The sequence below is a fragment of the Streptomyces sp. NEAU-174 genome (genome assembly GCF_052665095.1).
The window spans coordinates 95,310-120,431 of the sequence record NZ_JBQTCE010000010.1 but is presented as its reverse complement, the minus strand read 5'-3'; the positions used below and the strand labels follow the sequence as shown (position 1 = coordinate 120,431).

Genomic DNA, 25,122 nt, shown 5'->3' with positions numbered 1-25,122 from the left:
AGACCGCGATGACCCGCGAGCACACGGTCGAGCGAGACCGCATGAGCGCCAGGCCGTCCAGACATGTCGAGTGTGCGCGCGGCAGCGCGGACCAGCCTGCCGCTGTCAGCGGCACCTTCCACCGGGGCCGGACGACGCACCCCCGGGAATGCCCGGGTGCCGCCGGCAGCGGCAGGCCCGGCTGCGTCGTCCCCGCTACCTTGGCGCCATGCATGTCGAACTCGGAGCCTTCCTCAAGGCACGCCGTTCCCGCACACAACCCGCCGCAGTCGGCATCAGCACCTACGGCGAGCGACGCAGGGTCCCAGGCCTGCGCCGGGATGAGGTGGCCGCCCTGGCCGGACTCAGCGAGTCGTACTACCGCGACCTCGAGCAGGGCGCTGCTCTCAACGCCTCACCTCAAGTCCTTGACGCGCTGGCACGTGTCTTCCAACTCACGCCCCAGGAGCATGAACACATGAGGCTTCTGGCTGAACCCGCGCCGCGCCCTATGAGTAGAAGCCGCACCCGAGATCAGGAGATGGCGCCGGAGGCACAGGGCCTCATCGAGATGATCTCGGGGCCCGTACTCGTGATTGACGTCGCCGCTGACATCCTTGCGTGGAACCCTCTGGCCCACGCCCTGTTTGCCGGACACCTTGATATGCACGCCCCGGAACACCCGCAGGAACGGCCCAACTTGGCACGGCTCATCGTTCTGGATCCGGTGAGCCGCTCGCTCTTCGCGGACTGGGAGGCGAAGGTGCGTGACGTCGCGGCTCACCTCAGACTGTCCGCAGGTACCTGGCCCGAATACCCCCGACTCGTGCCGCTGATCGGCGAACTTAGCATCAGGAGTGAGGAGTTCGCGACGGCCTGGGCAGGGCATGAGGTGAGCACATGCGGACTGGAACCGTTCTGCCTCAACCACCCTGTGGCAGGAGCCTTGACAGTGGAGCAACACACCATGGTCTCTCCGTCGGTACCGGACCAGACCTACATGATGTTCGGCACTCGCAAGGGATCACCGTCGGAGACGGCACTGGCAAGGCTCGCGACGCTTGTCGACGAAGGCCAGGCGACAGCCGCGCGAGCCGCCGTGAAAGGGCTGATTGACGAGGGGAAGGCGTAGCCCTGGCCGCTCAGCGGGTGATGGCGCCGTGGTCTTTGGCTTGGCGGGCACCAGCGGCTGCTCGGGGCCGGGTCACCCGGAGGCCAACTTCTATCCACATTCGGTGGGACCAAGCCAGGCGCGCCGCCAGACCTGGTCCACTGATCCCACACCTGTTGCGGCGAACATGCAGCGCAGGCGCTTGACCACTATTCGTGCAGGAGGCATGCGACATGGCGGAGCCGAGGATCTTCACCTCGCTCGATCAACTCCGGTCCGTGATCGGTGAGGAGCTCGGCCCCAGCGGCTGGCTGGAGATCGATCAGAAGCGGATCGACCTGTTCGCTGATGCGACCGACCAACGCCACTGGATGCATGTGGACCAAGAGAAGGCCGCAGCCGGTCCCTTCGGATCGACGGTCGCACACGGCTATCTGACGCTGTCGCTGTTGCCTTCCTTCTACCCGATGCTGTTCCTGGTGGACGGCGTGGACATGGGGATCAACTACGGGGTGAACAGGGTTCGATTCCCTTCCCCTGTCCCGACCGGCTCTCGGCTGCGCGCCACCGCCCGCATCACCGAGGTCACGGACGTGCCGGGCGGCGCCCAGGTGACCACCGTGGTGACGGTCGAGCGCCAGGGCGGCGACAAGCCGGTGTGCGTGGCCGAATCGATCAACCGCTACTACGCTTGAAGCATTGGCGCTGGTGACTGCGCCCGTGCGATCGAAGGCCAAAGGCGGCCCAGCGGGGGCTGGCTGGTTGAGGCGGTGCCGGGGGTATCCGGCGCCACGGACGGGCCAGGCGCGGCTTATGACCATGCTCATCGACCAGAGGCATTGTCTCGGTACCGTTGGATTCGGGCCAGCTGAAGACGACCTGCCGCTTGTCCAAGCACCCTCGCCCCCGTCGGAAGGCCGGCCACGTGAACATGAGTGGCCGTCAGTCCGTTTGCTGGTGTCCTGTCAGATAGCGGCGGAAGCAGCTGGATCCGGCAGGCGTCGGGCCGGGGTGTCATCGCGAGTGGGTGGCTCCGTAGCGAAGCCCGTCGAACAGAAGGTCGACCACCGCGTGTGCTCCTGCTTCCCATTCAGGCTGGCCGTGTGAGGCGCAAACGCCGCCCATCGTTCGGAAGACGGTCTCTGGTGCGATGTCTTCGCGGATCGCGCGTGTCGCGGCCGCGGCGGTCATAAGGGATGCGATCGCGTCGACCATCTGCGACCGGGCTCGCGCGAACACCGGCGATCCGCTCGTCATGATGGTCCCCAGTGTGACGGCCATGCCACGGCTGGCGGCGGCGTGGCGGATGAACCGCCGGAGGAACTCATGGAGGGCTTCATCCGGGGCGAGGGTGTCCAGCAGGTGTGCTGCCGTACCGCAGAGGTCGTCCACTCGCTGGCCGTATACGGCCTCGATGAGGGCTTCACGGGTTTCGAAGTGGCGGTAAAACGTGCCGACCCCGACCCCCGCTCTGCGGGCGATCTCCTCGATGCGGATGTCCATCTCGCCCTCGGTGAACGCCTCGCGTGCTGCCGCGATGAGCGCGTTGCGATTGCGTAGGGCATGGGCGCGCAGCGGTTTGCCTGCCGCGGATTGCGGCGGTGGTCCCGGGTCCGCGCTGCTTGCGTTCAACTCGGGTCTCCTCCTCACGCGCGTCGGTGGTTTTCACCGGCGCTACGGCCAAAGTCTGCCTCACTGGAAATCGGAATCTGCTTCCGGTATCCTCCCGGAAGCAGATTCCGGTTTCTCTGCGAGCCTACAGGACGCAACTTGCCTGATGGTTTCGTCACCCATGTCCTGGGCCGTGCTTCCCCGGGTGTCGCCCCGAGAGGACCACGGCCCCATCAGGTGAGGCCCCCGATCTGCTCCCCTACGACACCTGTAAGGACCTCTATGCACTACACAACGCTCGGCCGACGCACCGGTCTGCGCGTCTCCCAGTACGCGCTCGGCACCGCCAACTTCGGCACCGCCCCAGGCATCAGCGCGGGCCGAGAGCAGTCCGCCGCGATCTTCGATGCTTTCGCCGAGGCCGGTGGCACCTTCATCGACAGCGCGGACCACTACCAGGGCGGGGAGGCCGAATCCCTGCTCGGCGAGTTGCTCGCCGCTGACCGCGACCATTTCGTACTCGCCACCAAATACACCTGTGGAGCGGCCGAAGGCCGTCACATCAACGCGACCGGCAACAGCCGCAAGACGATGGTCCGCTCGCTGGAGGCGAGCCTGAAGCGGCTCAGGACCGACTACGTCGATGTGTACTGGGCCCATTTGCCCGACGCCATCACTCCGGTGGAGGAGATCGTCGCGGCCTTCGACGACCTGGTGCGCGCCGGGAAGATCTTGCACGGCGGCCTGTCCAACTTTCCCGCTTGGCGGATCGCCGCCGCCGCGGCCATCGCCGAGAGGCACCACAGGGCCCCGATCATCGGGTTCCAGAACGAGTACAGTCTCGCCGAGCGCACCGCCGAACGCGAACTGCTGCCCATGGCCGAGGCGTTCGGCTTCGGCGCCGTGCTCTACTCGCCGCTGGCCGGTGGCCTGCTGACCGGTAAGTACCGTCACGGCGGGGAGGGCCGCCTCACCACACGGGGTGGTGGCGTGGCCGCCGAGGACAGCGCGCACAAGACCGCGATCCTCGACACGGTCCTGGCCGTCGCCGAGGAGGTCCAGGCCAGTGCCGCCCAGGTGTCGGTGGCCTGGCTGCGCGCCCGAGCCGCCCGCTCCGCCACCGCTCTCATCCCCGTCATCGGCCCACGCACCATGGAACAGATGGGCGACTATCTCGCCGCGCTCGACCTCGACCTCACCTACGACCAGTACGAGAGGCTGGAGAAGGTCAGCGCGGTCCCACTCGGCAGCCCGCACGAGACGGCCGCCCGTGCCCTGACCGCCGGCTTCGCCGGCGACCCCGAGCGCATCGACAGCCACCCCATCCCCGTGATCTGACCACGGGCCCACCCCTCGCGCCCGGCCGGTTGTAACCCGTCACTGCTGGCCGTGACACAGCGCATCCCGCGGACAGGCCGGTAGGGCTCCACCTCGACCCGCCCACCGATCCCCTCCGATCCGCACGGACATCATCGCAAGCACCGGCTCGGCGTCGGACCCGCCGTTCCGCACGGCGGGCATGGCTCTCGACGTCACCGGCTCGCCTTCACGGCGACACCGCACACTGACCGCGCCCCTGATGTCCCCCACTCACTGAGGAGCGAAATGACCGACACAGTCGCACCGACCACAGACGAGGCATCCGGGCAGCACCCGGAGTATCCGATGCCCAGGGCGGCCAGATGCCCGTTCGCCCCGCCCCCGGCGATGACGACCCTGCAAGCGGAGAAGCCGATCTCGAAGGTACGGCTCTGGGACGGCAGCAGCCCTTGGCTCGTCGCACGCCACGCCGATCAGCGGGCCCTCCTCGGCGATCCCCGGATCAGCTCCGATGGCTTGCTGCCCGGCTTTCCTCACCAGTCTCCCGGCGCCCGCGAGGCCATCGCGCGGCAGCGGACCTTCGTCAACATGGACGATCCCGAACACGCCCGGATCCGCCGGATGGTCACCGCGCCGTTCGCGATCAAGCGTGTCGAAGCCATGCGGCCCGCCATTCAAAAGATCACCGACGATCTGATGGACGAGATGCTGGCCGGGCCGAAGCCGGCCGATCTGGTCGACGCGCTCGCCTTACCCGTGCCGTCGCTGGTGATCTGCGAGCTCCTCGGAGTGCCCTACGAGGAACACCAAATCTTCCAGCACCACAGCAAGATCCTGGTCAACCGTACGTCGTCGGCCGAGGACGTGGGCGAGGCCGTCACCGCGCTCCTCGACTACCTCGACGACCTGCTTACCGCCAAACTCGCCCGACCTGCCGACGACATGCTCTCCCAACTGGCAGCCCGCGTGAAAGCCGGCGAACTGACCCGGCGTGACGCCGCCGGAATGGGGATGCTGCTGCTGAGCGCCGGTCACGAAACCACCGCCAACATGATCGCTCTCGGCACGGTTGCCCTGCTGGAGAACCCCGACCAGCTCGCTGCGGTGCGTGCGGCCGACGACCCGAAGGTGGTCGCCGGAGCGGTCGAGGAACTGCTGCGCTACCTGTCCATCACTCAGTCGGGCCGCCGCCGCGTCGCGCTGGACGACATCGAGATCGGCGGCGAGGTCATCAGGGCCGGGGACAGCATGGTCATGCCCCCCTCGGTGGCCAACTGGGACACGGAAGTCTTCCCCGAGCCCGAGCGGCTGGACATCCACCGTCAGGCCCGTCGTCACGTGGCCTTCGGCTTCGGTGTCCACCAGTGCCTCGGCCAGCCACTTGCCCGGGTGGAACTCCAAGTGGTCTACAGCACACTGTTCCGCCGCATCCCCACTCTGCGTCTGGCCACCGGCCTTGACCGCCTCCCGTTCAAGCACGACGGCTTGATCTATGGCGTCTATGAACTGCCTGTCAGCTGGTAGCCCCGCGAGGACGCGGCAAGGGCACCGAACCTCCAGTCACGAGCGCGAAGGAGTCACCATGCGCGTAGAAATTGACGCACCCAAGTGTGTCGGCTCGGGTCAGTGTGTACTGATCGCCCCCGAGGTGTTCGACCAGCGGGACGAGGACGGCATCGTCGTCCTGCTGAATGAGCGGCCCGCCGCCGAGCTGTATGGCGCCGCCAGGGAGTCGGCGCAGGTCTGCCCCGCGGCTGCGATCCGGCTGGTGGAGGAGTGAAACGGATCGTCGTGGTCGGTGCCTCGGCCGCGGGCCTCGCGGCGGCGGAGACGCTGCGCCGGGAGGGCTACGACGGCACCGTCACCCTCGTCGGCGACGAGCCGCGGCCCCCTTACGACCGGCCGCCGCTGTCCAAACAAATCCTTGCCGGGCAATGGCAGCCCGGTCGGCTGGACTTGCGCTCTCCGGCGGACCTGGACGCGCTCGGGCTCGACCTGCGCCTGGGCACCGCGGCGTCGGGGCTGGACCTCGCCGACCGTACCGTGCACCTGGCCGATGGCACACCGGTGCCGTACGACGGTCTCATCGTGGCCACCGGAGTGGGCCCACGCCGTCTGCCGGGCGAGGGCGGGCGGGTGCTGCGCACCCTGGATGACGCCCTGGCGCTGCGGGACCGGCTGGGCCCGGGGCGGCGCCTGGCAGTGGTCGGCGCCGGATTCCTCGGGGCGGAGGCCGCCGCGGTGGCCCGGGGCCTGGGCACCGAGGTCACCGTGGTCGAGCCGGCCCCCGTGCCGCTGGCCCACGCGGTTGGCGAGGACGTCGGACGGGTGCTGTCGCAGGCCCACCTGGACCACGGTGTGGATCTGCGCACCGGGATCGGCGTGACCGAGGTGATCCACGGCGGGGTACGGCTTGCGGACGGCGGTCTGGTGGCGGCGGATGAGGCGCTGGTAGCCATCGGCTGCCGCCCCAACACCGCGTGGCTCGAGGGGAGTGGCCTCACTCTCGACGACGGTCTGGTGTGCGACGAGTACTGCGCCGCGGCACCGGGCGTGTACGGCGCGGGGGACGTCGCCCGCTGGCACAACCCGGTGTTCGGCACCACGATGCGCATCGAGCACCGCACCAACGCCGCCGAACAGGCCATGGCCGCCGCCCGCAACCTCCTCCGCCCGGACGCGCGTCGGCCGTTCGCCCCAGTGCCGTACTTCTGGTCCGACCAGTACGACATGAAGATCCAGGCATACGGCTACCTCCGCGGCCACGACGGCACCGCCATTGTGGCCGGGAAGCTGCATGAACGCCGGTTCCTCGTCGTCTACCGCACTGGCGATCGCCTGACCGGAGTGCTCTCCGTCGGCATGCCGCCCAAGGCCATTCGTCCCTGGCGACAGGCCATCGCCGTTCGCGCCAGGTGGCGCGATGCCGTACGGGACACCCTGCCGATAATGCTGAGGCCGTAAACTGGCGGGTCGCGGACAACCCGGGCCGCTCACCGCAGCCGCCCTCGGCCTCGTGAGGCCGAGGGCCGGGGTGACCGCTCACCGCCGCGGTTCCCCGGGCACTGGAAACTCCCACGTGTTCCCGTCCCGCTACAGACGTTCGTCAACGCATCGCAGGCGCTGGGCTCGGCGTGGCCTCGACCGTGGTCGCGTTATGGCAGCCCGGCCGTGTCGGCGAGCGGATGTCGGAGGGCCGCATGGACCTGCGGTATGGAAGGAGAAGCCCCTCACTGGTGATGGCACGCGAATCCGGCAGTGGCAACCATGTCCGTGGCTGACCATGAGTGCCCACCTCGTAACGAGCGGTTCCGAGCGAAGCCGGCTCTTGCGCTGATGTGCCTTCCCGACGGGGGCAACCAACCTGCGCTGGCGCTCCCCGGGCTCAATCGGGGACGTCGTCTCCTGTCTCCCACCGCCAGAGGTGTTCGCGCACCTGATCGATCCCCCGGGTCAAATGGCGCCGATACGTACTGAAGGGAATGTTCAATCGACGCGCGGCGGCCTCCTGGGTGGACACCCTGGTGAGGAACGTCGTGGTGAGCACCTGATGCAGGTGCACGGTGCGAGGATTGGCCTCCAGCCGGGCCATGGCCCCTTTGATCAGGTGCTGAAGGGCCATGACAGCGTTGTCATCGGCGTTGTCCGCGACGAGTCGACACTGCAACAGCGGGTTGGTCGCGAGCTGATAGGGGTCGTGCCAGGAACGCAGCGCGTCGCGCACCGCGGCATCGAAGTCGGCCCGGGAGAGCGAGGTGAAACGCGGCTGCGAATCCGCGGGGGAGAACGGCGGCGGGCCGGTGAGCAGACATGAGTCGATGCGCTCCGCCCATTCCTCGATGCGGACCGTGCGCCAGTCGTGGACGAACAGGCTGTAGGAGAGGTCTCCGACGGATGCCGACCGCGGTGCCTTGTACATGTCCATGTACCTCATCAGGGGCTCCCAGAAGTCCGCGTCGGCGTTGGCGACGCATGACCAGGCGCAGCGCTCGGCCCTCAGTATCTCGAAGATGACCCTCATATGGACCAAGTCCCATGAGCGGGACGGCCGGTGATACGAGCCATGGTGCACCAGGAACCGCGCTATGCCCAGATGCTCACCGCGCCGCAGAGGAAGCGCCGAACGGACATGGTCCCATGCGGCGGTCACCACAGGATCGACGGGCCGTGCCTCCTCGTCCCAAGATTCCAGCCGTAGCCACGCCATGAAGCCCAGCACTTCGCCCGTGCTGTATCGACGATGGACGTGGAACGCCTCCGGCTGCTCCCGTAGCCAGTAGGCCACCAGCGCCGCTGACTCCTCCCCTTCCATCTGCCGCGTCATCTCGATCAGGACATCCGTGTCCTCCGTCCGGAAAGGGGCCTCGAACGCGCCACTCTCCTGACGGCTGCCGTGGAACTTCCTGATCCAGTCGGCCCGGGAGATGATGTAGTTGTAGCCACCGGTGGCGCGCAGCGCCTCCTGCTCCGGCGCGTGGCGGATCCGCTCGACCAGGTGCCCGCGGATCGCGCGGTGCATCGCTTTGTAGCCCTCCGGATCGCGCCACCGTAGGTCGGAATCGAGGGAGTCCCGGACCACATCGTGCGGGTACGCGCCGAAGCGTCCGCATCGGATGAAGGGCAGTTGCCGCAGCCAGGTGAACAGTTCACTCGCGTCCTCGTCGGGGAGGACGACGCGCAGCAGTTCCTCTGTCGTGTCGAGCGCGTGCCCGCAGACCTCGAGGGCACGCCGGTGCGCGGGCGACGGCAGGTCTCCGACCAGATGCGATAGCAGTCTCTCCACCACCGGGCGTACCGGCGCCCACTCCATGTCGCCGGACTCGCCCTGGGCCGCCACCTCGGCTGCCAGGCGCAGCGCGAGCGGATGGCCTGCCGCGAAGCGAAGCAACGGCTCGTGCAGGGCGGCGTCGGCCCCCCGGGAGGAGAGCAGGGCGGCGGAGTCGGCGGGCCCCAGTTCGCGAAGTGGCAGTACCTGAAGCACATCGCTCCACGCCAGGTCGGCCTTCCACAGAGGATCGGGAGGAAGCCGTCCGGCCACGACCACGAGCACCCCGGCCGGTACCTGCGGCAGAAACCAGCCCCGTAGCCACTCCTCCATGTCGGCGCAGCGTTCGAAACTGTCGACCAGCAGTACCGCGTGCTTCTTCCGGAACACATCGGAGGCGGCTGTCTTGAATGCCGCCGGAGAGGGATCGATCATTCGCATGTCGATGTACACGACGGGCCTGCCCGCTGCCCCCGTCTCCAGGGCGAAGCGTTGCAGCAGGGCACTCTTTCCGATCCCTCCGGGGCCGTGGAGCACGATGACGGTGGGGGCGTCCTGGCATTCTTCCAGCGCCCGCCGGAAGAGGTTCAACTCCGTAGTTCGTCCGACGAAGTTCTGAATGCGCGCCGAATCCAGTCGGTGCGCCAACAAGCCGGTGGAACCACGGGCCGTGGAGCACCCGGGTGGGGTACTGCTCAGCCGGGAGGCGGAGTCGCTGCTCGCCATGCCGTACCTTTCGTGTGCTGTGCCGTGCAGAACAACCGATTCGCCATCGCCGGAACCCTTGTCATGTCCAGGACCTGCGGGATCGTCTGATCTTCGCCCATCTATCCGCGCGATGAGCGGACCGAAACGCCGCACGGCCACTTCCGCCGAGGAAATGAGCTCGCGCCGTTTTGCTCTGCGAACCGTGTTGCGAGGAAACCCTCGTTACCGAATGCATCACGCCCGGGCGATGCCGTCATCCTGGCGCAACGTCACCGATTCCGCTGGGGGCGATGCGGGAAGTTGTCCGATGGGAAGCGGGCACCGTCAGCTTACGGTCTTCGCAGCACAGGCATGCGTAGTGTAACGAGAGTGAGCACGAGCGAGCAAGGAATGGACAGTGAATGACCCGGTGGTTGAGCTTCCCCCTCGCGCCAGTTGTGGGTAGTTCAGCACCTCTCTGTCGACGGAGAGCTGCGCTCAGGGTGCTGTGCCAGGAGGTCACCGAGACGTCGGCGCCCATGGATGTGGAGGCGCTACCCGAGCCCGAGTGTGCGGTGCGGCTTCCCATGGCGGCGGGGATGACTGATCTCTGAGTTCTTCGAACGGAAGATTGGTGCCCGGCCAGAGGGGCAGCGGCCTCAACAAGTGCCCCAGGAATGATGACAAAAGAGTCATGGGTCACGGATTACATGCTTTTGCCGGATGGACGTGGTGCACGATGACATCGCAGCCCCCGATGGGCCCCTGGATTTCTGGGGACGGGGCCCCACCCTCCTGCGAAAGGCATACGTGTTATGCGCTCGACCAGCCGTTCCACGTCGCTCCTGATCGCCGCCGCGACTCTCGTCGGGATGGCACTCTTGACGGCTTGCCAGGACGAAGCCTCCGGAGACAACGCCGCACCGAGCTCCGCGTCGACCAAGGCAGAGGGGGAAGGCCAGTCCGCCGACCAGGACTCTGCCGCTGGTGACAGTGCGGCCGACGAAGACTCTGCCGCTGACGACAGCGCCGGCGGTGTCGACGGGGGCGTAAGCGGGACGTTCGGCCCCGGCGTGGTGGAATACCTGGCGCCGAACAAGTACATCGTCAGCGTCAAAGGGAAGGACCAGCAGTTCTTCGCGTCGGAGGACACCGAGGTGCATGGCGCGGGCACCATTTGCGGCGAGTACAACCCGAAGTCAACCAACCGCTGCACCCTCGACGATCTGGAGACGAGCAGTAAGGATGGCGGTGTCGCCGCGACGGTCGTCATGAAGAACGGAACTGCCACTCAGGTCACCGAACAGGCCGCTCCGGACGAGGGCTGACGAGGCCGTCAGCCTGGCAGCGTCGCGGTCAAAAGATACGTTCCGTCGGTCTCGGCAACGGGTCTTCTGCGGCTCGGCTCGGCTGAGCGGCATGTCCGCCGCGACCGGCGGCGCGTAACCAGGCGTGTCCCGGCACGCGCCGGCCGGATGTCGGCGCCCTGCCGGGGCGAAGGCCGAGTGTGTTCACCGGGTCGGCGGCGTTACAGATAGACAGTCTGCGTCTGCTGGTAGCCCGTCAGGCCCTCCGGGCCCAGTTCGCGGCCGAGGCCGCTGGCCTTGATGCCGCCGAAGGGCGCGGCGGGGTCGGGGATGTAGCGGTTGACGCCGATGGTGCCAGTGCGTACCCGGTGGGCCACGGCAAGACCGCGCTCCGGGTCGGCCGTCCACACCGTTCCGCCAAGTCCGAAGTCCGAGTCGTTGGCGATGCGGACGGCGTCGTCGACGTCGTCGTACGGGATGAGGGAAAGGACCGGGCCGAAGATCTCCTCCTGCGCGATGACGGCGCTGTTGTCGACGTCGGTGAAGACGGTCGGCTGTATGAACCAGCCCTGCTCCAGCCCTTCGGGGCGGCCACCGCCGGTCGTCACGCGGGCTCCCTCGCCCCTGCCCTTGGCGATGTACGACTCCACCCGGTCGCGCTGCCCGGCGGTTGCCATCGGGCCTATCTGCGTCGCCGGGTCTGATGCGTCGCCGATGGTGAGCGAGCCCGCGAACGCGGTGAAGGCTTCGACGACCTCGGCGTACCGGTTGCGAGGGGCGAGGACGCGGGTGCCGAGGAAGCAGGTCTGGCCGTTGTTGAGCAGCGTCGCTCCGAACAGACCCTCACCGATCTTCGACAGGTCGAGGACGGCGTCGTCCAGGACGATCGCCGCGGACTTGCCGCCGAGTTCGAGAGTGACCGGGCGCAGCAGCCGGCCGCAGGTCTCGGCGATGCTGCGTCCGGCCGCGGTGGAGCCGGTGAAGGCCACCTTGTCGACGCCGGGGTGGGCGACGAGGTGGGTGCCGACCTCGCGGCCCGCCGGGACGATGTTGAGGACGCCGGCCGGGATGTCGGCTTCCTCCGCGGCCTCAGCCAGCAGGTAGGCGTCCAGGACCGTCTCCGGCGACGGCTTGACGATCAGGGTGCAGCCGGAGGCCATCGCGGGCGCGATCTTGAACATGCTCAGAGCCTGGGGGAAGTTCCACGGCACGATCGCCGCGACGACACCGACCGGCAGTTTGCGGACCTCGATGGAGCCGCCGAAGAGTCCCGGCCGGGTCTCGGCCCCGGACAGGTCCCGCGCCAGACCGGCGTAGAAGCGCAGCACCGCGCTCGGGTAGCCGGTCTCCAGCTGGCGGGCGACGGCGACCGGCATGCCGTTCTGGGCACTGACCCGTGCCACGAATTCGTCGGCACGGCGGTCGATCGCGTCGGCGAAGCGGTCCATCACCTCCGCGCGGCGGCCGGGCTCCCAGCTCGCCCAGCCCGACGGGGCGTCGAAGGCGGCACGGGCGGCGGCGACCGCGCTGTCGATATCCGCCTCTACCCCCTCGGGGACCTGCCCCAGCGGCTCCTCGGTGCTGGCGTTGACAGGGTTGATCGTCCGGTCGGTGGTCGGCCGGACCCATTCACCGCCGATGTAGAAGGTGTCGTAACGCAGGTTGATCACAGGGCTCCTCAGTGATTGCGGTCGAACTGGGGACTCGGGGTGAGCATGTGCCATGTCCCGGTCCGGAGGAATGAATGGGTGCACCTCAGGGGAAGGTCAACTTGCCGGCGCCCTCGACGGCCGGGATTGACAACCCCAGTGTCACGACGGACGCTGCTCACCCACCAGATCGGTCAGTGGCCGATGAGGGTCCACCGGGCACAGCCCCGCCGGAACGTTCCGCACCCCGGCTAAGCGGACAGGCAGTCGTACCGCCCGGGCGTCAGCGGCCTTCGCGCTGCCTGACAGGCGTCGCGTGAATCCCCATGTAGGTGGTTCGGCCCCACTGGTGGGAGCTGTGCACCGACATTCCGTACTCAGCCAGTCGCTCGGTGAGGCGCGCCATCCGCGCCTGTAGAGCTCGTCTGCTCAGGGGAGTGGGCCCATTGCCCAACAGCAGGCACAGGTCGTGACAGCACCAGGGGCGGGTGGCCGAGGAGAGGAGGCCGAAGAGCGCCCGCTGAGACATTTGCCGGGGTGACAGCATCTGCTCGGACCGAGGCGTGGCCCGCAGCCTGCCGCGGGCGGCGGACAGCACCAGCCACCGACGTTCGGCAATGAGCCGGCTGGCAAGTTCCACCGGTGGCGTGTCACGGGGGAGTACGTTGACAGCGCCTGCTCGCAGCAGGGATACCGCGTCGATGTGCCTGGGGGCCAGGACGACGACGGTGGTGAAGTCACGAAGGAGATGCACCCGCCGTTCGAGTTCGAAGGTCGCGGCGCCGTCCGGTATGTCGAGCAGGGCCAGTGAGCAGGCGCCCCGCAACAGCGCCAGATAGGCCCGCTCGGAGCCCCACGGATAGCAGAACGGCGGCATCACGTGGTGACTGCGCATGGTGCGCAGCAGACGAACCGTTCCTTCACGGTGGAGCGAGAGCACCATGTCGACGGGGTGAGATGGCGCCTCGTCTGCGCTCATGGGGTCGGCAGACCGGTGATGAAGTTCAATTAATGGCATGGCAGTGGCCGGGTAGCGAACGTCGAATGAGTGAGCCCCGAAATCATCCGCAGCCTGCCCCTTTCACATACAGGCATGCCGGTGACCATGGACTGCTCACTTGTGCTCACCACCGGTCGTAGTCCGCTGGGCGGCGGGTGCCGGGTTGCCGTCGGCAACGGCGGTTGGCGGTGTCGCGGTGATGCGGGGCGCCATGCCCTCGCCCGCGGACGGCCGTGACGGGTGGCGCGGGGTCTAGCCCTCGGTAACTCTCAGTGGTTGTTCGTGAGCGAAAAGTGTCAGGCTGGTGGCGGTGTGTGTCGCGGTGACCACAGCAGGAGCGGGTGTGCCCGCGGTCGACTCCGCGACATAACTGCCTGCAAGAACCTGCCCCTGGCGTCCGTGCGTGGAGGGTGTTGCCGAATTTTGAGAACCGTGGTTAGGATTCAGTGAATCGTGATTAGGGTGAACTGGGTGCGGCGCTGCATGTGGTCGCTGCCACCACGCGACGGCCTCTGGAAGGGACACCGGGCTGTCGCTGCTTTGACGCCCCCAAGAGGAGCTGCCTTGAGCCCAAGAGGAGAGGGTGACCTGGTCACCCACCTGCGACGATCGACGCATCTCTTACTTGACTAGCGCGTCGACCGGTCCGTGCTGGACAGGAACCGCCGGCAGAAGCCCCAGCGGCGCGTCGTCCGCACTCGACCGAGTTCACACACTGCCGGACGACTAGCTTCTGAGTGAGTCATCGCCGGTTCCCGGGTGGTGCGCGTCCAGTGAGAAGATCCGCTTCCCGTTAGCTCTTTGCGAAGACTTTCAGGGAATGTCGATTACCTGGAAGTGAATGACGATGCGGGCCGCTCGTCAGGTCGGGGAAGGTCGGTTGCGGCAGGACCGCGACGATTGCCCTGAGGCCCCTGCTAGGCACGTTCAAAGGAGAAGAAAGTATGGCCGAAGTCGGCACCGCGGTCGGCGATATCGATGCCTGCGTGGTCTCATGGCTTGCCAACTTCGAATCATCGCTGAACGGCCGGGAGGCGTCGCAAACGGCGGATCTGTTCGCCGAGAACGCGGCCTGGCGCGACATGCTGGTCTTCACCGGGAACTTGAGGACGCTGCACGGTCGAGGCTCGATCGAGGATGCCCTCAAGATCTCGGTCGAACGTCAGGACCACTTTGCTTTCCGTATATCCGAGACGGTGAGCGTGGAGCATAACGAACGCACTGGTCGCCCTGCGCTCGAGGTCGTCTTCCGTTTCGACACGGCAATAGGGCACGGTGACGGTGTTGTACGTCTCATCCAGGACGAGTCCGGGATGCTGCGCGCCTTGACACTACTGACAGCACTTTCAGGGTTGCGAGATGATCTCGCCCGGAAGCCGATTGCCCGCCCGAGTGAACAGGCTTACGAAGGCGCGGACCGAAGGAACTGGCTCGACTACCGCGAGATCGAAGCGGCATACGCCGATCGTGACCCCGAAGTTCTCATCGTCGGTGCCGGCCAGTGCGGGCTGGCCCTGGCCGCCCGGCTACAGCAGGCGGGTGTCGACGCTCTTGTCGTCGACAAACACGAACGGGTCGGCGACAACTGGCGCAAGCGATACCACATGCTGCGACTCCACAACGAGAAGGGGTCGAATCATCTTCCGTTCATGCCGTTCCCGGAGAACTGGCCCACCTACATCCCCAAGGACAAGCTCGGTGACTGGCTCGAGTGTTACGCCCAGAGCATGGAGCTCAACGTCTGGACCGGGACTTCATGCGATGCCGGGTCCTTCGATCCCGAAATTCGTCGCTGGAGCGTGACCGTCTCGCGTGGCGGTCGGCGACGGACTCTGCGGCCCAAGCACCTCGTGCTCGCGATCGGTGTGAGTGGTGCGGCCAGATGGCCGGCCATCCCGGGGCTGGGGGAATTCTCGGGGCCGATCGTGCACTCGAGCGACTACACGAACGGCGCACGGTTCCGCGGTGAGCGCGTACTCGTCGTCGGCAGCGGCGTCAGCGGCCATGACATCGCCCAGGATCTCTACTGGCACGGCGCGAGTGTCGCGATGTTGCAGCGCAGCAAGACGATTGTCGCGAGCCTGCGTCCAGGCGCCGAGAAGGTGTATGCCCACTACCGCTCGACCGCGCCACTGGATGAGCTCGACCTGTTGAACATTTCCGTCCCGTATCCGGTCAAACGCGAGCGGGCGCGGCGACTGACCGAGGAGATCCGCCAACTCGACAGCGAACTGATCGAAGGACTCAACCGGGCGGGCTTTCGTACCCACTCCGGCTCTGATGGCACCGGTTTCCAGATGCAGTTCCTGCGAGCGGGCGGCGGTTACTACATCGATGTCGGGTGCTCACAGTTGATTGTCGAGCGCAAGATCGACGTCATCAACGCACACAGCACGGCAGGATTCGACGCGGAGGGACTGGTGTTCAAAGACGGGTCGCACCAGCCGTTCGACGCGCTCGTTCTCGCCACCGGATACCAGCCGGTGAGCGACGCGGTGGCCGACCTCCTGGGGAGTGCCGTGGCCGACGCCATCGGTCCCATCTGGGGACTGGACGATGAGGGAGAGCTACGCAACATCTGCCGTCCCACCGCCCAGGACGGCCTATGGTTCATCGCCGGGGGCCTGGCCGAAGCACGCATCTTTTCCAGGTTCCTCGCGTTGCAACTGACCGCCGAGGTCTCCGGCATACAGCTCGCCGGCCGGCGCTGAGGGAGCCAGGTATGGGCGCTGACTCGTTCTCGGCCGACTTGGGGGTGACGGAGAGTGGGCACGTGGTCGGTGCCGACGCGGATATGGGCCCCGGTCGAACGCGGTCGAGGCCGCGCCACGTTTCGGCCGGTTGGGAGGCATGTGATGACCACGCATCAGCATCGCATCGCCGCTCGCGTGGCGGGTCAGCACTCGTATGATCGGGGAATGACCATGCATATCAGCGATGATGTTCAAGGAAGGTCGTCATGACCGAAGCCGCCAGCACGCCGGTGCGCCGCGGGCGGCGTAAGTCCCAGCGCCTCAACGAAATCATTGAGGCAGGCGCCCGCCTTCTGTATTCCGACGGATTTGCGAACACATCCGTGGCGGATGTGACCCGCGCGGTGGGTATCACGCCGAGTGCGCTCTACCGGCACGTTTCCGGCAAGCAGAAATTGCTCGAGGTCATTCTCGATCGCCGCTTCCTTGACTATGAGTCGGCCCTCGAGGAGTGTCACGGGTGGGATAGCGTTGCCGAAACCCTGACGCTGATCGCGACCACGCATCGCGACCTGGGCGTGCTCTGGCAGCGTGAGGCGCGCTATATGCCGGATTCGGCGTACGACAGCTTGGCAAGCCGACTTCGCGCGGTCGCCAAACGTATAGCGAGTAATATCGACGACCCTTCTCCTCGGCCCGCCGCAATTGCCAGGGCCTGGGCCACGATCTCGGTTCTGACCAGCCTTTCCTACCACGAATTTACGATGGTGGATGGGAGCCTGCGAGCGCTGATGCGTGAGTTGATCCTGGGGGTCGGTGCCGACTCACCTCAGTGGACCCGGGGACTGGAGTGGTCCGGTGAGAAGATCGCGATCGCGTCAACCCGGGCGATCGAGGACGATGGCCTCGATCCGACCGACCGGGCGATCCTGGAAGCCGCGGCAAGACTGTATGGGACCCGCGGTTACCACAAGGTGTCGATGACTGAACTGGGCCAGGCGGTGGGCATGGCCGGCCCAAGCATTTACTATCGGTACAACTCCAAAGGCACCGTGCTTGCCGCCGTGCTCGAACGAGCCAATACACGCCTGTTCGCTGACGCGTCAGCGGTCCTGGGCAGCGCCACCGATACCCAGACCGCGATGCGGGATCTGCTGAATTCCTATGCGCGCTTGGTGGCGCTTGAGCCGCATATCGTCGAGGCATTGCTGAGCGAGATCCTGCAGTTGGACGATGACGAACGGCAACCGGCAGCCGATTCACGTGCCCGCTATGTCAAGATGTGGAGCTGTCAACTCCGTAAGTGTTATCCCCATATGACACCTACGGAAGCTCAGGTGCGAGTGCACGCTGCGATGACGATCATCAATGATCTCTCCCGTACCCATTCCACCCGAGCGGAGTTGTCGGTGGAGGAGCTGTGCGGGCTGGCGTGGAGTGCGTTGGTGGCCGGTCTTTCCGGACGTGCGAACGGGGATACCCATTGTCGACAAGAGAGGACAGGTCATGAGTGACCGCGACGCCATCATGGAGTTGTCCGCGAAGTACATGCATACGCTGGACTTGGGTGATCGTGACGGCTGGCTCAGCTGTTGGACGGAGGACGGCTATTTCGAGCGTTACAAGTCGACCAATCGCGCCAAGGGGATCGAAGAGCTGGGGACGCTCATCTTCGACAAGGCACCACACGGTTTCCACGTTACTTCCGACTACGCCATCACGATCGATGGCGACTCGGCGACCGTCCAGTGTTATCTCTTGTTCATCAATGAATTGAACAAATGTGAGGTGTCGATGTTCGGTGTCTACCGTGACAAAGTGCGCCGCACTGCCGAAGGCTGGCGCTACAGCGAGCGGATCTTCGAGCCCAAGTACATTGTGGATTCGATTCCCAATGTGATGGTCGAGCCGTGACGATGAACGCGGTCCCGGACTATGCTGCGTTGCGTGCACAGGTTCGCCGATTCCTGGCCTCCGAGGCAGAGGCAGGCGGGTTCGTGCCCAAGGTCGACTCATGGGTGCGTGGCTTCTCCCGTGAATTCAGTAGGCGGCTCGCCCAGCGGGGCTGGGTGGCCATGACAGTCCCGGAACGGTTCGGCGGAGCTGGACGCACGCATCTGGAGCGCTTCGTCGTCGCTGAAGAGCTCCTCGCCGCCGGTGCGCCCGTGCTGGCGCATTGGGCGGCGGAACGACAGGTCGCACCGATGCTCCTGCGGATCGGCACCGAAGAGCAGCAGCGACGACTCCTGCCCGGCATCGTGCGTGGTGAATCGTGCTTTGCGATTGGGCTCAGCGAGCCCGATTCGGGCTCGGACCTGGCCTCGGTGCGAACCAAGGCAGTCCGCGTCGACGGGGGGTGGGAGATCACCGGGCAGAAGGTGTGGACCAGTGCCGGGCATCTCGCCGACTTCATGTTCGTCCTGTGCCGGACAAGCGAATCGTCCCAGCGCCATGAGGGCCTGAGTCAACTCATGGTCACGATGTCGTCTGCTGGAGTCACCGCACGTCCGATCACGACGATGAGCGGCGAGGCGGAATTTGCCGAGGTCTTCTTCGACCATGCGTTTGTGCCCGACACCGACGTCATCGGCGAGGTCGGTCGCGGGTGGCAGCAGGTGACGACGGAGCTTGGCTGGGAGCGCAATGGCCCGGACCGCTATCTGAGTACCTATCCGCTACTTGCGCGTTTTTTCGAGCTGGAGGAGGACTCGCTTGAGGTCCAGAAGGGGCGGCTGGCCGCGCAGCTGATCGCATTGCGGGCGTTGGCCTTCGAGACGACGACGAAGGGCCAGGAGGGCCGCGATTTCGCCGCCGACGCGGCGCTCGTGAAGGATGCCGGTACGAGGTTCGAGCAGGACAGTGTGGAGGTTGTCCGTCGCTCGCTCGGCTCGAAGGTGGCCGACCATCCCGAGTTGGACGCCCACCTCAGGGCGGCTCAGTTCGCTTCCCCGACGTTCACCATACGCGGCGGTACGAACGAGATCCTGCGCACAATCACCGCACGTCGGCTGGTGGAACGATGACGGGCGACGGGGAGCTGCGGAGCCTGCTGGACCGGGTCGCTCGCGACCGATGGCACACCGTCGATCCGTCGGCGGACAGTGACGGACGCGACCGGTCCTCGGCCCGACTGTGGAACGAGCTGGAGTCACTGGGTCTGACGCTGGTCGGCGTCAGCGAGGCTGTGGGTGGCTCCGGCGGCACTGTGTCGCACGCGGCCGAGGTGGCGAAGGCCGTAGGCGCACATGCTTTGCCGCTGCCCATCGCGGAGACGGTTCTTGTGGCTTCATGGCTGCTGGAGGCTGGAGAGCTGCACATTCCCACGGGGCCTCTCACGGTGGCCGGCGCAGGGCCACGTGATGCGCTGCGTGCCGCCGTCGACGGGACTGGTCTCGTCCTCAGCGGAACCGCCGAGTGGGTTCCATGGGCGGCCGAGTCAGCACGAATCGTCACCGTCGTGCAGGTCGACGGGCGGCTGCTGGTTGCCCTTGTCGATCCGGCCCATGTCAAGGTTGTCGACGGTTTCAACATCGCCGGCGAGCCTCGGCAGCGCGTTCATTACGACACCGTGATCGATGCGGCGCAGCACCGGGCTCTGCCCGAGGCGTTGACCCTGGAAGCAGTTCAGCGCCGTGCGGCCCTGTCGCGTTCGGCTCAGCTGATGGGCGCACTGGAGCGGACACGCGACCTGACCCTGGACTTCGTCCAGCGGCGTGAACAGTTCGGCCGTCCGATCATTCGCTTCCCAACGGTCGCGCAGGCGGTCGCGACCATGGCCGCCGATGTCGCGCTGGCGCGGGTGGCCGTTGGGGCGGCGGTCGATGCGACCGAACGCGAATCGGCATCGGGCGACATCGAGTGCGCCGCGGCGAAGGTGATGACGTCGAGGGCCGCCAGGCTGGTGTCGGCCGCCGCGCACCAACTGCACGGCGCGATTGGCATCACCGCTGAGTACCCCTTGCATCAGCAGACTCGCCGCCTTTGGGCGTGGCAGGACGAGGACGGCACCGAGGACGAGTGGAGTGCGCGCCTGGGCACCGCAATCGGGCACCAAGACGCCTGGGCCGTGTTGAGCACCGTTGGACCGAGGTGATGGCATGACGACCGAGACCGACCGCCGTGGCCGAACGACAGAGTCAATACCCCGGTCCGGCGGGCCACTCAGCGGCGTCAGGGTGGTGGAGCTGGGAACGGTTTTGATGGTTCCGCTCGCGGGCCAGATTCTCGGCGATCTGGGTGCCGACGTGATCAAGGTGGAGTCCCTGGAAGGTGACGCCAACCGGCAGGTGGGTCCCGGCCCTCACCCCGACCTCTCGGGAGTGGCTCTCAACCTCAACCGCAATAAGCGGTCCATCGCCGTGGACCTCCGCACGGCCGAGGGGCGTGAGGTGCTGGCTCGTATCACGGCGACCGCCGATGTGTTTCTGACCAATCTGCGGCCTTCGGCGCTGGGCAAGCTGCGGGTGCGATACGAGGATGTCCGGGCCTGGCAGCCGAAGATCGTGTACTGCCGATCGCACGGCTATGGCAGCGACACGCCGGAGGCTGACGACCCGGCTTACGACGACGTCGTCCAGGCGTCGAGCGGTATGGCTTCTCTGAGCGAGAGCGTGACCGGGGAGCCGAGCCTTCTGCCGACGGTCCTCGCCGACAAGGTCTGCGGTCTCACGATCGTCTACGCCGTCCTCGCGGCGTTGTTCGAGCGAACCACCACGGGTGCCGGTCAGGAGGTGGAGGTTCCGATGTTCGACACGATGCTGGCTTTCACTCTCGTGGAGCACCTGGGCGGTGCGACGTTGCAACCACCCCTGAGCAAACCAGGGTATGAGCGGGTGCTTACTCCGCACCGGCGTCCACATCGAACTGAGGACGGGTGGATCGTGATCATGCCCTACTCCGTCCGCGATTGGGACCGACTCTGGTCCCATCTCGGCCGGGAAGACCACCGCGCCGCGCTCGCCGGACTCACTGCCCATGAGGTCAAGCAGATGGCACCGCGCATGTACGCCTGGCTGGACCGAGAACTCCCGGCGCATCCAACGGCTCACTGGCTACACATCTGTGCCTCGCTCGACATCGCCGCCGCGCCCGTGACCGATCTTGAAGGCGTCGTCTCCGGCCCGGGGCGGAGCAAGGGTGTTCTCAGCTCCGCTCATCACCCTGTCGCGGGTGACTACCTGCGGATCGCCAGACCAGTCAGGTTCGGCTCACCGCTGGAAGTTCGCCACGAGGCTCCTCTGGTCGGGGAGGACACCCTGGAGATCCTGTCCGAGGTGGGCTACAGCGATCAGGACGTGGCCCGGTTCACCGCACACGGTGCCATTCGATCCCAGCAATCACCCGGCGAGGCGGAACATGCCAGTGGCGAACACGTGCGATAGGGGGCCTGACATGACCGGAGAGGGCGCAGGGGCGACGACCCGGTTCGCGGGCTTCGCCAATGGGGTGACGTTGGCGAACATCCCCGCCGCGGTCCAGGACGCGGCCAAAAAGATGATTCTCGACTGGGCTGGAGTCACGCTTGCCGGGAGCGCGGAGCCCCTGACCGACGCCTTGATCGCCGCAAAACGCTCGGGACACGACAACGGAGCCGCGACGATCGCGGGCAAGCGGGCCACCGCCACCGTCGAAGGCGCGGCTCTCGTCAACGGTGCCGCAGCCCACGCCCTGGACTTCGACGACTATTTCGCCGAGGGTGTCATCCATGGCTCAGCGCCGCTGGCCGCCGCGCTGCTGGCCGTCGGTGAGGACAGACGGTCGACAGGCGAGCAGTTCCTGGCGAGCTTCCTCGCCGGCTACGAAGTGCACGCGCACCTGTCGACGGCCATCGGACAGCGTCTCATCCACAAGGGGCATCATCCGACTGGCGTGCTCACTCATCTCGGCACGGCGGTCGGTGTCGGCAAGCTGATCGACTTGGACATTGAGAAGCTGTCGATGTGTCTGGGGATCGCTTCCACGCAAGCCGCGGGGTTGCTCGCCAGCTTCGGCACGATGTGTAAGTCCCTGCACACCGGCAAGGCTGCCGCTGACGGCGTCCTGTCCGCGTTGCTCGCGGAAGCCGGGTTCACCGGTAGTTCTCGGATTCTCGATGGTGACCGAGGACTGCCGACCGTGCTGGCTGGAGCTGAGCCGGATCTGCCTGTCGGCCTCGAACTGGGCTCCCGCTGGCTCATCTTGGAAAGCGCGATCAAGCCGTATGCGGCGTGCGGTGCGATTCATGCCGCCATCGACGCGGCGATCGAGCTATCGAAGGACGTGAGCCCTCAGCATGTCGCGCAGGTGCAGTGCGAGGTGTCCACCATCACCATCCACGCCGCCGGTATCGCCGCACCGGCCACCGGCTTGGAGAGTAAGTTCAGTACCCAGTATGCGGTCGCGGCGGCGTTGACGGCTGGTCGATCACCGGCATCGGACTTCACCGATGCCGCCGTTCTACGGTCCGACGTCCGCGACCTGATGTCCAAGGTCTCACTGCTCGACGCCTACGAGCGCATCACCGAAGCGAAGGTCCGCGTCACCCGTTCCGACGGGTCGACGGTTGAGCGCAAGATCGATTGGGCGAAGGGCAGTCCCGGAAACCCCATGACTCATGCGGACACCGTCGAGAAGTTCTTCGAACTGGCCGAACCCGTGATAGGCCACCACCGGGCTCGAGAAGTCGTCTCGATGATCGATGCCTTGGAAGAGCAGCCGGACATCGGGCGGCTTGCCCAAGCGCTTTCCACTCGCTAGCCGATATCAACCATCCGAACCGGACACCGAGGAGGCATGGAGTGAACCGATGCCCCATTGACATCAACTATCCCTCACTCGAAGGTGCCGAGAACCCTTATCCACTCTACGACTGGTTGCGTGAGGAGGCCCCGGTCCACCAGAACCCGGGAACCACCGACTTCCTCGTCACCCGGTACGAGGACGTCACCGCAGTCGCGAGGGACTACGAGACGTTCTCCAGCATCGGCAGCCGAAGTCTGTACAACCCCTTCAACGAGACCGGTGACGGCAAGGCGACCGAAAGCCTGATCGAGGCCGATCCGCCGGATCACCGCGTGAAAAGAGACTTCTGCGGCAATGCTTTCAAGCCACGCCAGCTGAGCAGGCGCACGGGGATGATTACCGACATCTGCCATGAGCTTATCGACAAACTCGCCGGCCGTACGCGTATCGATTTCGTCGCCGACTTCGCGGAGCCGCTCCCGCTCTTGGTGCTCACCGACATGATGGGTTTCTCGCGGGCTGATCTCGAGTGGCTCGATGGATGGTCCCGAGTCGACAACGGCGGCCTCAGCTTTCTTCCCTCCGATGTACAGGAGCTCCAGCGGGTCAGCGCTCATGACGCCACCGAACATCTGACGCGCACGATCCTCAGGCGCGTCGAGGAGCCCGGCGACGACGAGTTGAGCGGGATGATTCAGCGTCAGATCGCCAGGGACGGCGCGCTGGACCTGGACTACATCCGTGACAACGCGGTCACGCTGATCCGTGGCGGGGTCATCACCACAGCACACCTGATCTCGGCGACGATGCGCGAACTAGCGGTGCGGCCGACCCGGCTGAGCGAGATCCGTGAGGACTTCTCGCTCATCCCCGCCGTGCTCGAGGAAACGCTTCGGATGGAGTCGCCGGTGCAATGGGCGCCTCGGCGGGCGACGCGGGACACGTCGATCGGCGGCGTCGCGATTCCGGCCGGCGCGCGAGTGCTGATCATGCTGGGGGCCGCCAACCGCGACGAGGGAGAGTTCGCAGAGGCGGATGAGTTCGCACCGGAACGCGCCAATGTCCATTCCAACATCGCGTTCGGTGTCGGGCCGCATTTCTGCCTCGGTGCACCATTGGCCCGGCTCGAGGGCAGGATCGCCTTCGAGACGTTCTTGACCCGCGTTCGCGACATTCAACTGGTGCCGGGGCAGAAGCTGGACCACGCTCCGAGCGCGCAGTTCCGCGGCCTGAACGAGTTGCTGATCGACATCGACCTCAAGGCGGACACGGATGACTGAGCCACCGGTGCCCCAGACCCTTGCCGGGCATGTCGCGATCGTCACGGGCGCAGGGCAGGGTATCGGCCGCGCGGAGGCCCTCGCCCTCTCCGCACGCGGTGCCAGCGTGGTCGTCAACGATCTGATCGAGGAGCGCGCACAGGAGGTTGCGGACACGATCGTCGGTGCGGGGGGCCGAGCAGTGGCCGACACCAGCAACGTCGGTGAGCCTGCTGGTGGAGAGGCGATTACGGCGGCGGCCGTGGAGGCTTTCGGCACGGTCGACATCGTGGTCAACAACGCCGGCTTCCTGCGTCCCGGGTGGTTCGAGGACCTCACCGTTGACGACATCGATTCGATCCTCGATGTCCACCTGCGCGCCGCGTTCTACGTAACACAACCTGCCTGGCGGATCATGAAGGCCAAACGTTACGGGCGGGTGGTCATGACCGGTTCGAGTGCCGGTATGTTCTCCCAGGCCGCGAACAGCAACTACTGTGCCGCCAAAGCAGGCGTCTTCGGGCTCGCTCGCGCACTCTCCCAGGAGGGCGCGGAGTTTGGCATCAACGTCAACGTCGTCCTGCCGTTCGCCGCCACGATGATCAGCAAAAACAACCCGATCCCGGGCAACCAGGAAGCTCGAGAGCGTCGAGGGGCGGCCTATCGCGGCGAGATCCAGAACCGCCGCGATCCCGAACTGGTCGCACCGCTCGTCGTTTTCCTGGCCGAGCCCGACTGCGACACCAACGGCGATGTGTTCTCCGCGTGTGCGGGGCGATACGCTCGGGTCTTCGCTGCCCTGGGACAGGGATGGCTGTCTCCTCGGGCCGAGGGCGTGACCGTTGAGGACCTGCGAGACAACTGGGCCGCCGTGTGCTCGGCGAATGCGATCAGTGAACCTCGCACCTTGTTCGATGAGGTCGCCGAGGTGGTACGCGTTCTCGATGCGTGAGCCCTGCAAAACAATGACATATTAGGCGTTTGGCGTCAGACCGCCATGCGGAAAGAGTGCCGATCTGTA

At 66.3% G+C, this 25,122-nt stretch carries 20 protein-coding genes; 16 read left to right on the top strand and 4 right to left on the bottom strand.

What is annotated here, in order from left to right:
- Positions 1-208: 208 nt before the first annotated feature.
- Both ACT2CW_RS27615 and ACT2CW_RS27610 read left to right on the top strand, forming a co-directional pair.
- Positions 209-1,111 carry a helix-turn-helix transcriptional regulator gene (locus tag ACT2CW_RS27615; protein WP_171072364.1) on the top strand — a complete coding sequence of 301 codons (903 nt, stop codon included), beginning with the start codon at positions 209-211 and terminating at the stop codon, positions 1,109-1,111.
- 212 nt (positions 1,112-1,323) lie between these two features.
- On the top strand, positions 1,324-1,785 hold the full coding sequence (locus tag ACT2CW_RS27610; protein ID WP_037959165.1) for a MaoC family dehydratase: 462 nt from the start codon (positions 1,324-1,326) through the stop codon (positions 1,783-1,785).
- Between the two features lie 319 nt (positions 1,786-2,104).
- On the opposite strand, the gene ACT2CW_RS27605 is transcribed toward ACT2CW_RS27610, so the two are convergent.
- Positions 2,105-2,722: a TetR/AcrR family transcriptional regulator gene (locus tag ACT2CW_RS27605; protein ID WP_240812573.1), complete on the bottom strand. Its 618-nt coding sequence runs from the start codon at positions 2,720-2,722 to the stop codon at positions 2,105-2,107.
- A 261-nt stretch (positions 2,723-2,983) separates the two neighbouring features.
- Here ACT2CW_RS27605 and ACT2CW_RS27600 point away from each other — a divergent pair, with 261 nt between their 5' ends.
- The 4 genes from ACT2CW_RS27600 (at position 2,984) to ACT2CW_RS27585 (ending at position 6,985) form a co-directional block, all read left to right on the top strand.
- Positions 2,984-4,039 carry an aldo/keto reductase gene (locus tag ACT2CW_RS27600; protein ID WP_138911548.1) on the top strand — a complete coding sequence of 352 codons (1,056 nt, stop codon included), beginning with the start codon at positions 2,984-2,986 and terminating at the stop codon, positions 4,037-4,039.
- A gap of 267 nt (positions 4,040-4,306) precedes the next feature.
- Complete coding sequence (locus ACT2CW_RS27595; protein ID WP_138911549.1) at positions 4,307-5,545, top strand: cytochrome P450; 1,239 nt, start codon at positions 4,307-4,309, stop codon at positions 5,543-5,545.
- 58 nt (positions 5,546-5,603) lie between these two features.
- The gene (locus ACT2CW_RS27590) at positions 5,604-5,801 is read left to right on the top strand and encodes a ferredoxin (RefSeq protein ID WP_138911550.1); all 198 of its coding nucleotides are present in this window, start codon (positions 5,604-5,606) and stop codon (positions 5,799-5,801) included.
- A complete protein-coding gene (locus ACT2CW_RS27585) occupies positions 5,798-6,985 on the top strand; it encodes an NAD(P)/FAD-dependent oxidoreductase (protein ID WP_138911551.1) in 1,188 nt (395 codons plus the stop codon). Before ACT2CW_RS27590 ends, ACT2CW_RS27585 begins: the two co-directional genes overlap by 4 nt.
- A 421-nt stretch (positions 6,986-7,406) precedes the next feature.
- On the opposite strand, the gene ACT2CW_RS27580 is transcribed toward ACT2CW_RS27585, so the two are convergent.
- The gene (locus tag ACT2CW_RS27580; RefSeq protein ID WP_138911552.1) at positions 7,407-9,512 is read right to left on the bottom strand and encodes an AAA family ATPase; all 2,106 of its coding nucleotides are present in this window, start codon (positions 9,510-9,512) and stop codon (positions 7,407-7,409) included.
- A gap of 776 nt (positions 9,513-10,288) precedes the next feature.
- On the opposite strand from ACT2CW_RS27580, the gene ACT2CW_RS27575 reads away from it, so the two are divergent.
- Positions 10,289-10,801 (top strand): hypothetical protein, encoded by a 513-nt coding sequence (locus ACT2CW_RS27575; protein WP_138911553.1) that lies wholly within the window; start codon positions 10,289-10,291, stop codon positions 10,799-10,801.
- A 200-nt stretch (positions 10,802-11,001) separates the two neighbouring features.
- Here ACT2CW_RS27575 and ACT2CW_RS27570 read toward each other — a convergent pair whose 3' ends face one another.
- Both ACT2CW_RS27570 and ACT2CW_RS27565 read right to left on the bottom strand, forming a co-directional pair.
- The gene (locus tag ACT2CW_RS27570; protein WP_206311661.1) at positions 11,002-12,447 is read right to left on the bottom strand and encodes an aldehyde dehydrogenase; all 1,446 of its coding nucleotides are present in this window, start codon (positions 12,445-12,447) and stop codon (positions 11,002-11,004) included.
- A 265-nt stretch (positions 12,448-12,712) separates the two neighbouring features.
- Positions 12,713-13,324 carry a hypothetical protein gene (locus tag ACT2CW_RS27565; protein ID WP_445518583.1) on the bottom strand — a complete coding sequence of 204 codons (612 nt, stop codon included), beginning with the start codon at positions 13,322-13,324 and terminating at the stop codon, positions 12,713-12,715.
- A 1,049-nt stretch (positions 13,325-14,373) separates the two neighbouring features.
- On the opposite strand from ACT2CW_RS27565, the gene ACT2CW_RS27560 reads away from it, so the two are divergent.
- From ACT2CW_RS27560 to ACT2CW_RS27520, 9 genes are all read left to right on the top strand, one after another.
- Complete coding sequence (locus ACT2CW_RS27560) at positions 14,374-16,140, top strand: flavin-containing monooxygenase (protein WP_138911556.1); 1,767 nt, start codon at positions 14,374-14,376, stop codon at positions 16,138-16,140.
- Positions 16,141-16,388: 248 nt separating this feature from the next.
- The gene (locus tag ACT2CW_RS27555; RefSeq protein ID WP_138911557.1) at positions 16,389-17,636 is read left to right on the top strand and encodes a TetR/AcrR family transcriptional regulator; all 1,248 of its coding nucleotides are present in this window, start codon (positions 16,389-16,391) and stop codon (positions 17,634-17,636) included.
- The gene (locus ACT2CW_RS27550) at positions 17,629-18,036 is read left to right on the top strand and encodes a nuclear transport factor 2 family protein (protein ID WP_171072365.1); all 408 of its coding nucleotides are present in this window, start codon (positions 17,629-17,631) and stop codon (positions 18,034-18,036) included. Before ACT2CW_RS27555 ends, ACT2CW_RS27550 begins: the two co-directional genes overlap by 8 nt.
- Positions 18,037-18,038: 2 nt before the next feature.
- Positions 18,039-19,145 (top strand): acyl-CoA dehydrogenase family protein, encoded by a 1,107-nt coding sequence (locus ACT2CW_RS27545; RefSeq protein ID WP_138913541.1) that lies wholly within the window; start codon positions 18,039-18,041, stop codon positions 19,143-19,145.
- Positions 19,142-20,215 (top strand): acyl-CoA dehydrogenase family protein, encoded by a 1,074-nt coding sequence (locus tag ACT2CW_RS27540; protein WP_138911559.1) that lies wholly within the window; start codon positions 19,142-19,144, stop codon positions 20,213-20,215. The genes ACT2CW_RS27545 and ACT2CW_RS27540 overlap by 4 nt, the downstream gene beginning before the upstream one ends.
- 4 nt (positions 20,216-20,219) lie before the next feature.
- Positions 20,220-21,503: a CaiB/BaiF CoA transferase family protein gene (locus tag ACT2CW_RS27535; RefSeq protein ID WP_138911560.1), complete on the top strand. Its 1,284-nt coding sequence runs from the start codon at positions 20,220-20,222 to the stop codon at positions 21,501-21,503.
- 10 nt (positions 21,504-21,513) lie between these two features.
- On the top strand, positions 21,514-22,857 hold the full coding sequence (locus ACT2CW_RS27530) for an MmgE/PrpD family protein (protein ID WP_171072366.1): 1,344 nt from the start codon (positions 21,514-21,516) through the stop codon (positions 22,855-22,857).
- A gap of 41 nt (positions 22,858-22,898) precedes the next feature.
- The gene (locus ACT2CW_RS27525) at positions 22,899-24,122 is read left to right on the top strand and encodes a cytochrome P450 (protein WP_138911562.1); all 1,224 of its coding nucleotides are present in this window, start codon (positions 22,899-22,901) and stop codon (positions 24,120-24,122) included.
- Positions 24,115-25,053 carry an SDR family NAD(P)-dependent oxidoreductase gene (locus ACT2CW_RS27520; RefSeq protein WP_037959128.1) on the top strand — a complete coding sequence of 313 codons (939 nt, stop codon included), beginning with the start codon at positions 24,115-24,117 and terminating at the stop codon, positions 25,051-25,053. The genes ACT2CW_RS27525 and ACT2CW_RS27520 overlap by 8 nt, the downstream gene beginning before the upstream one ends.
- Positions 25,054-25,122 lie beyond the last annotated feature (69 nt).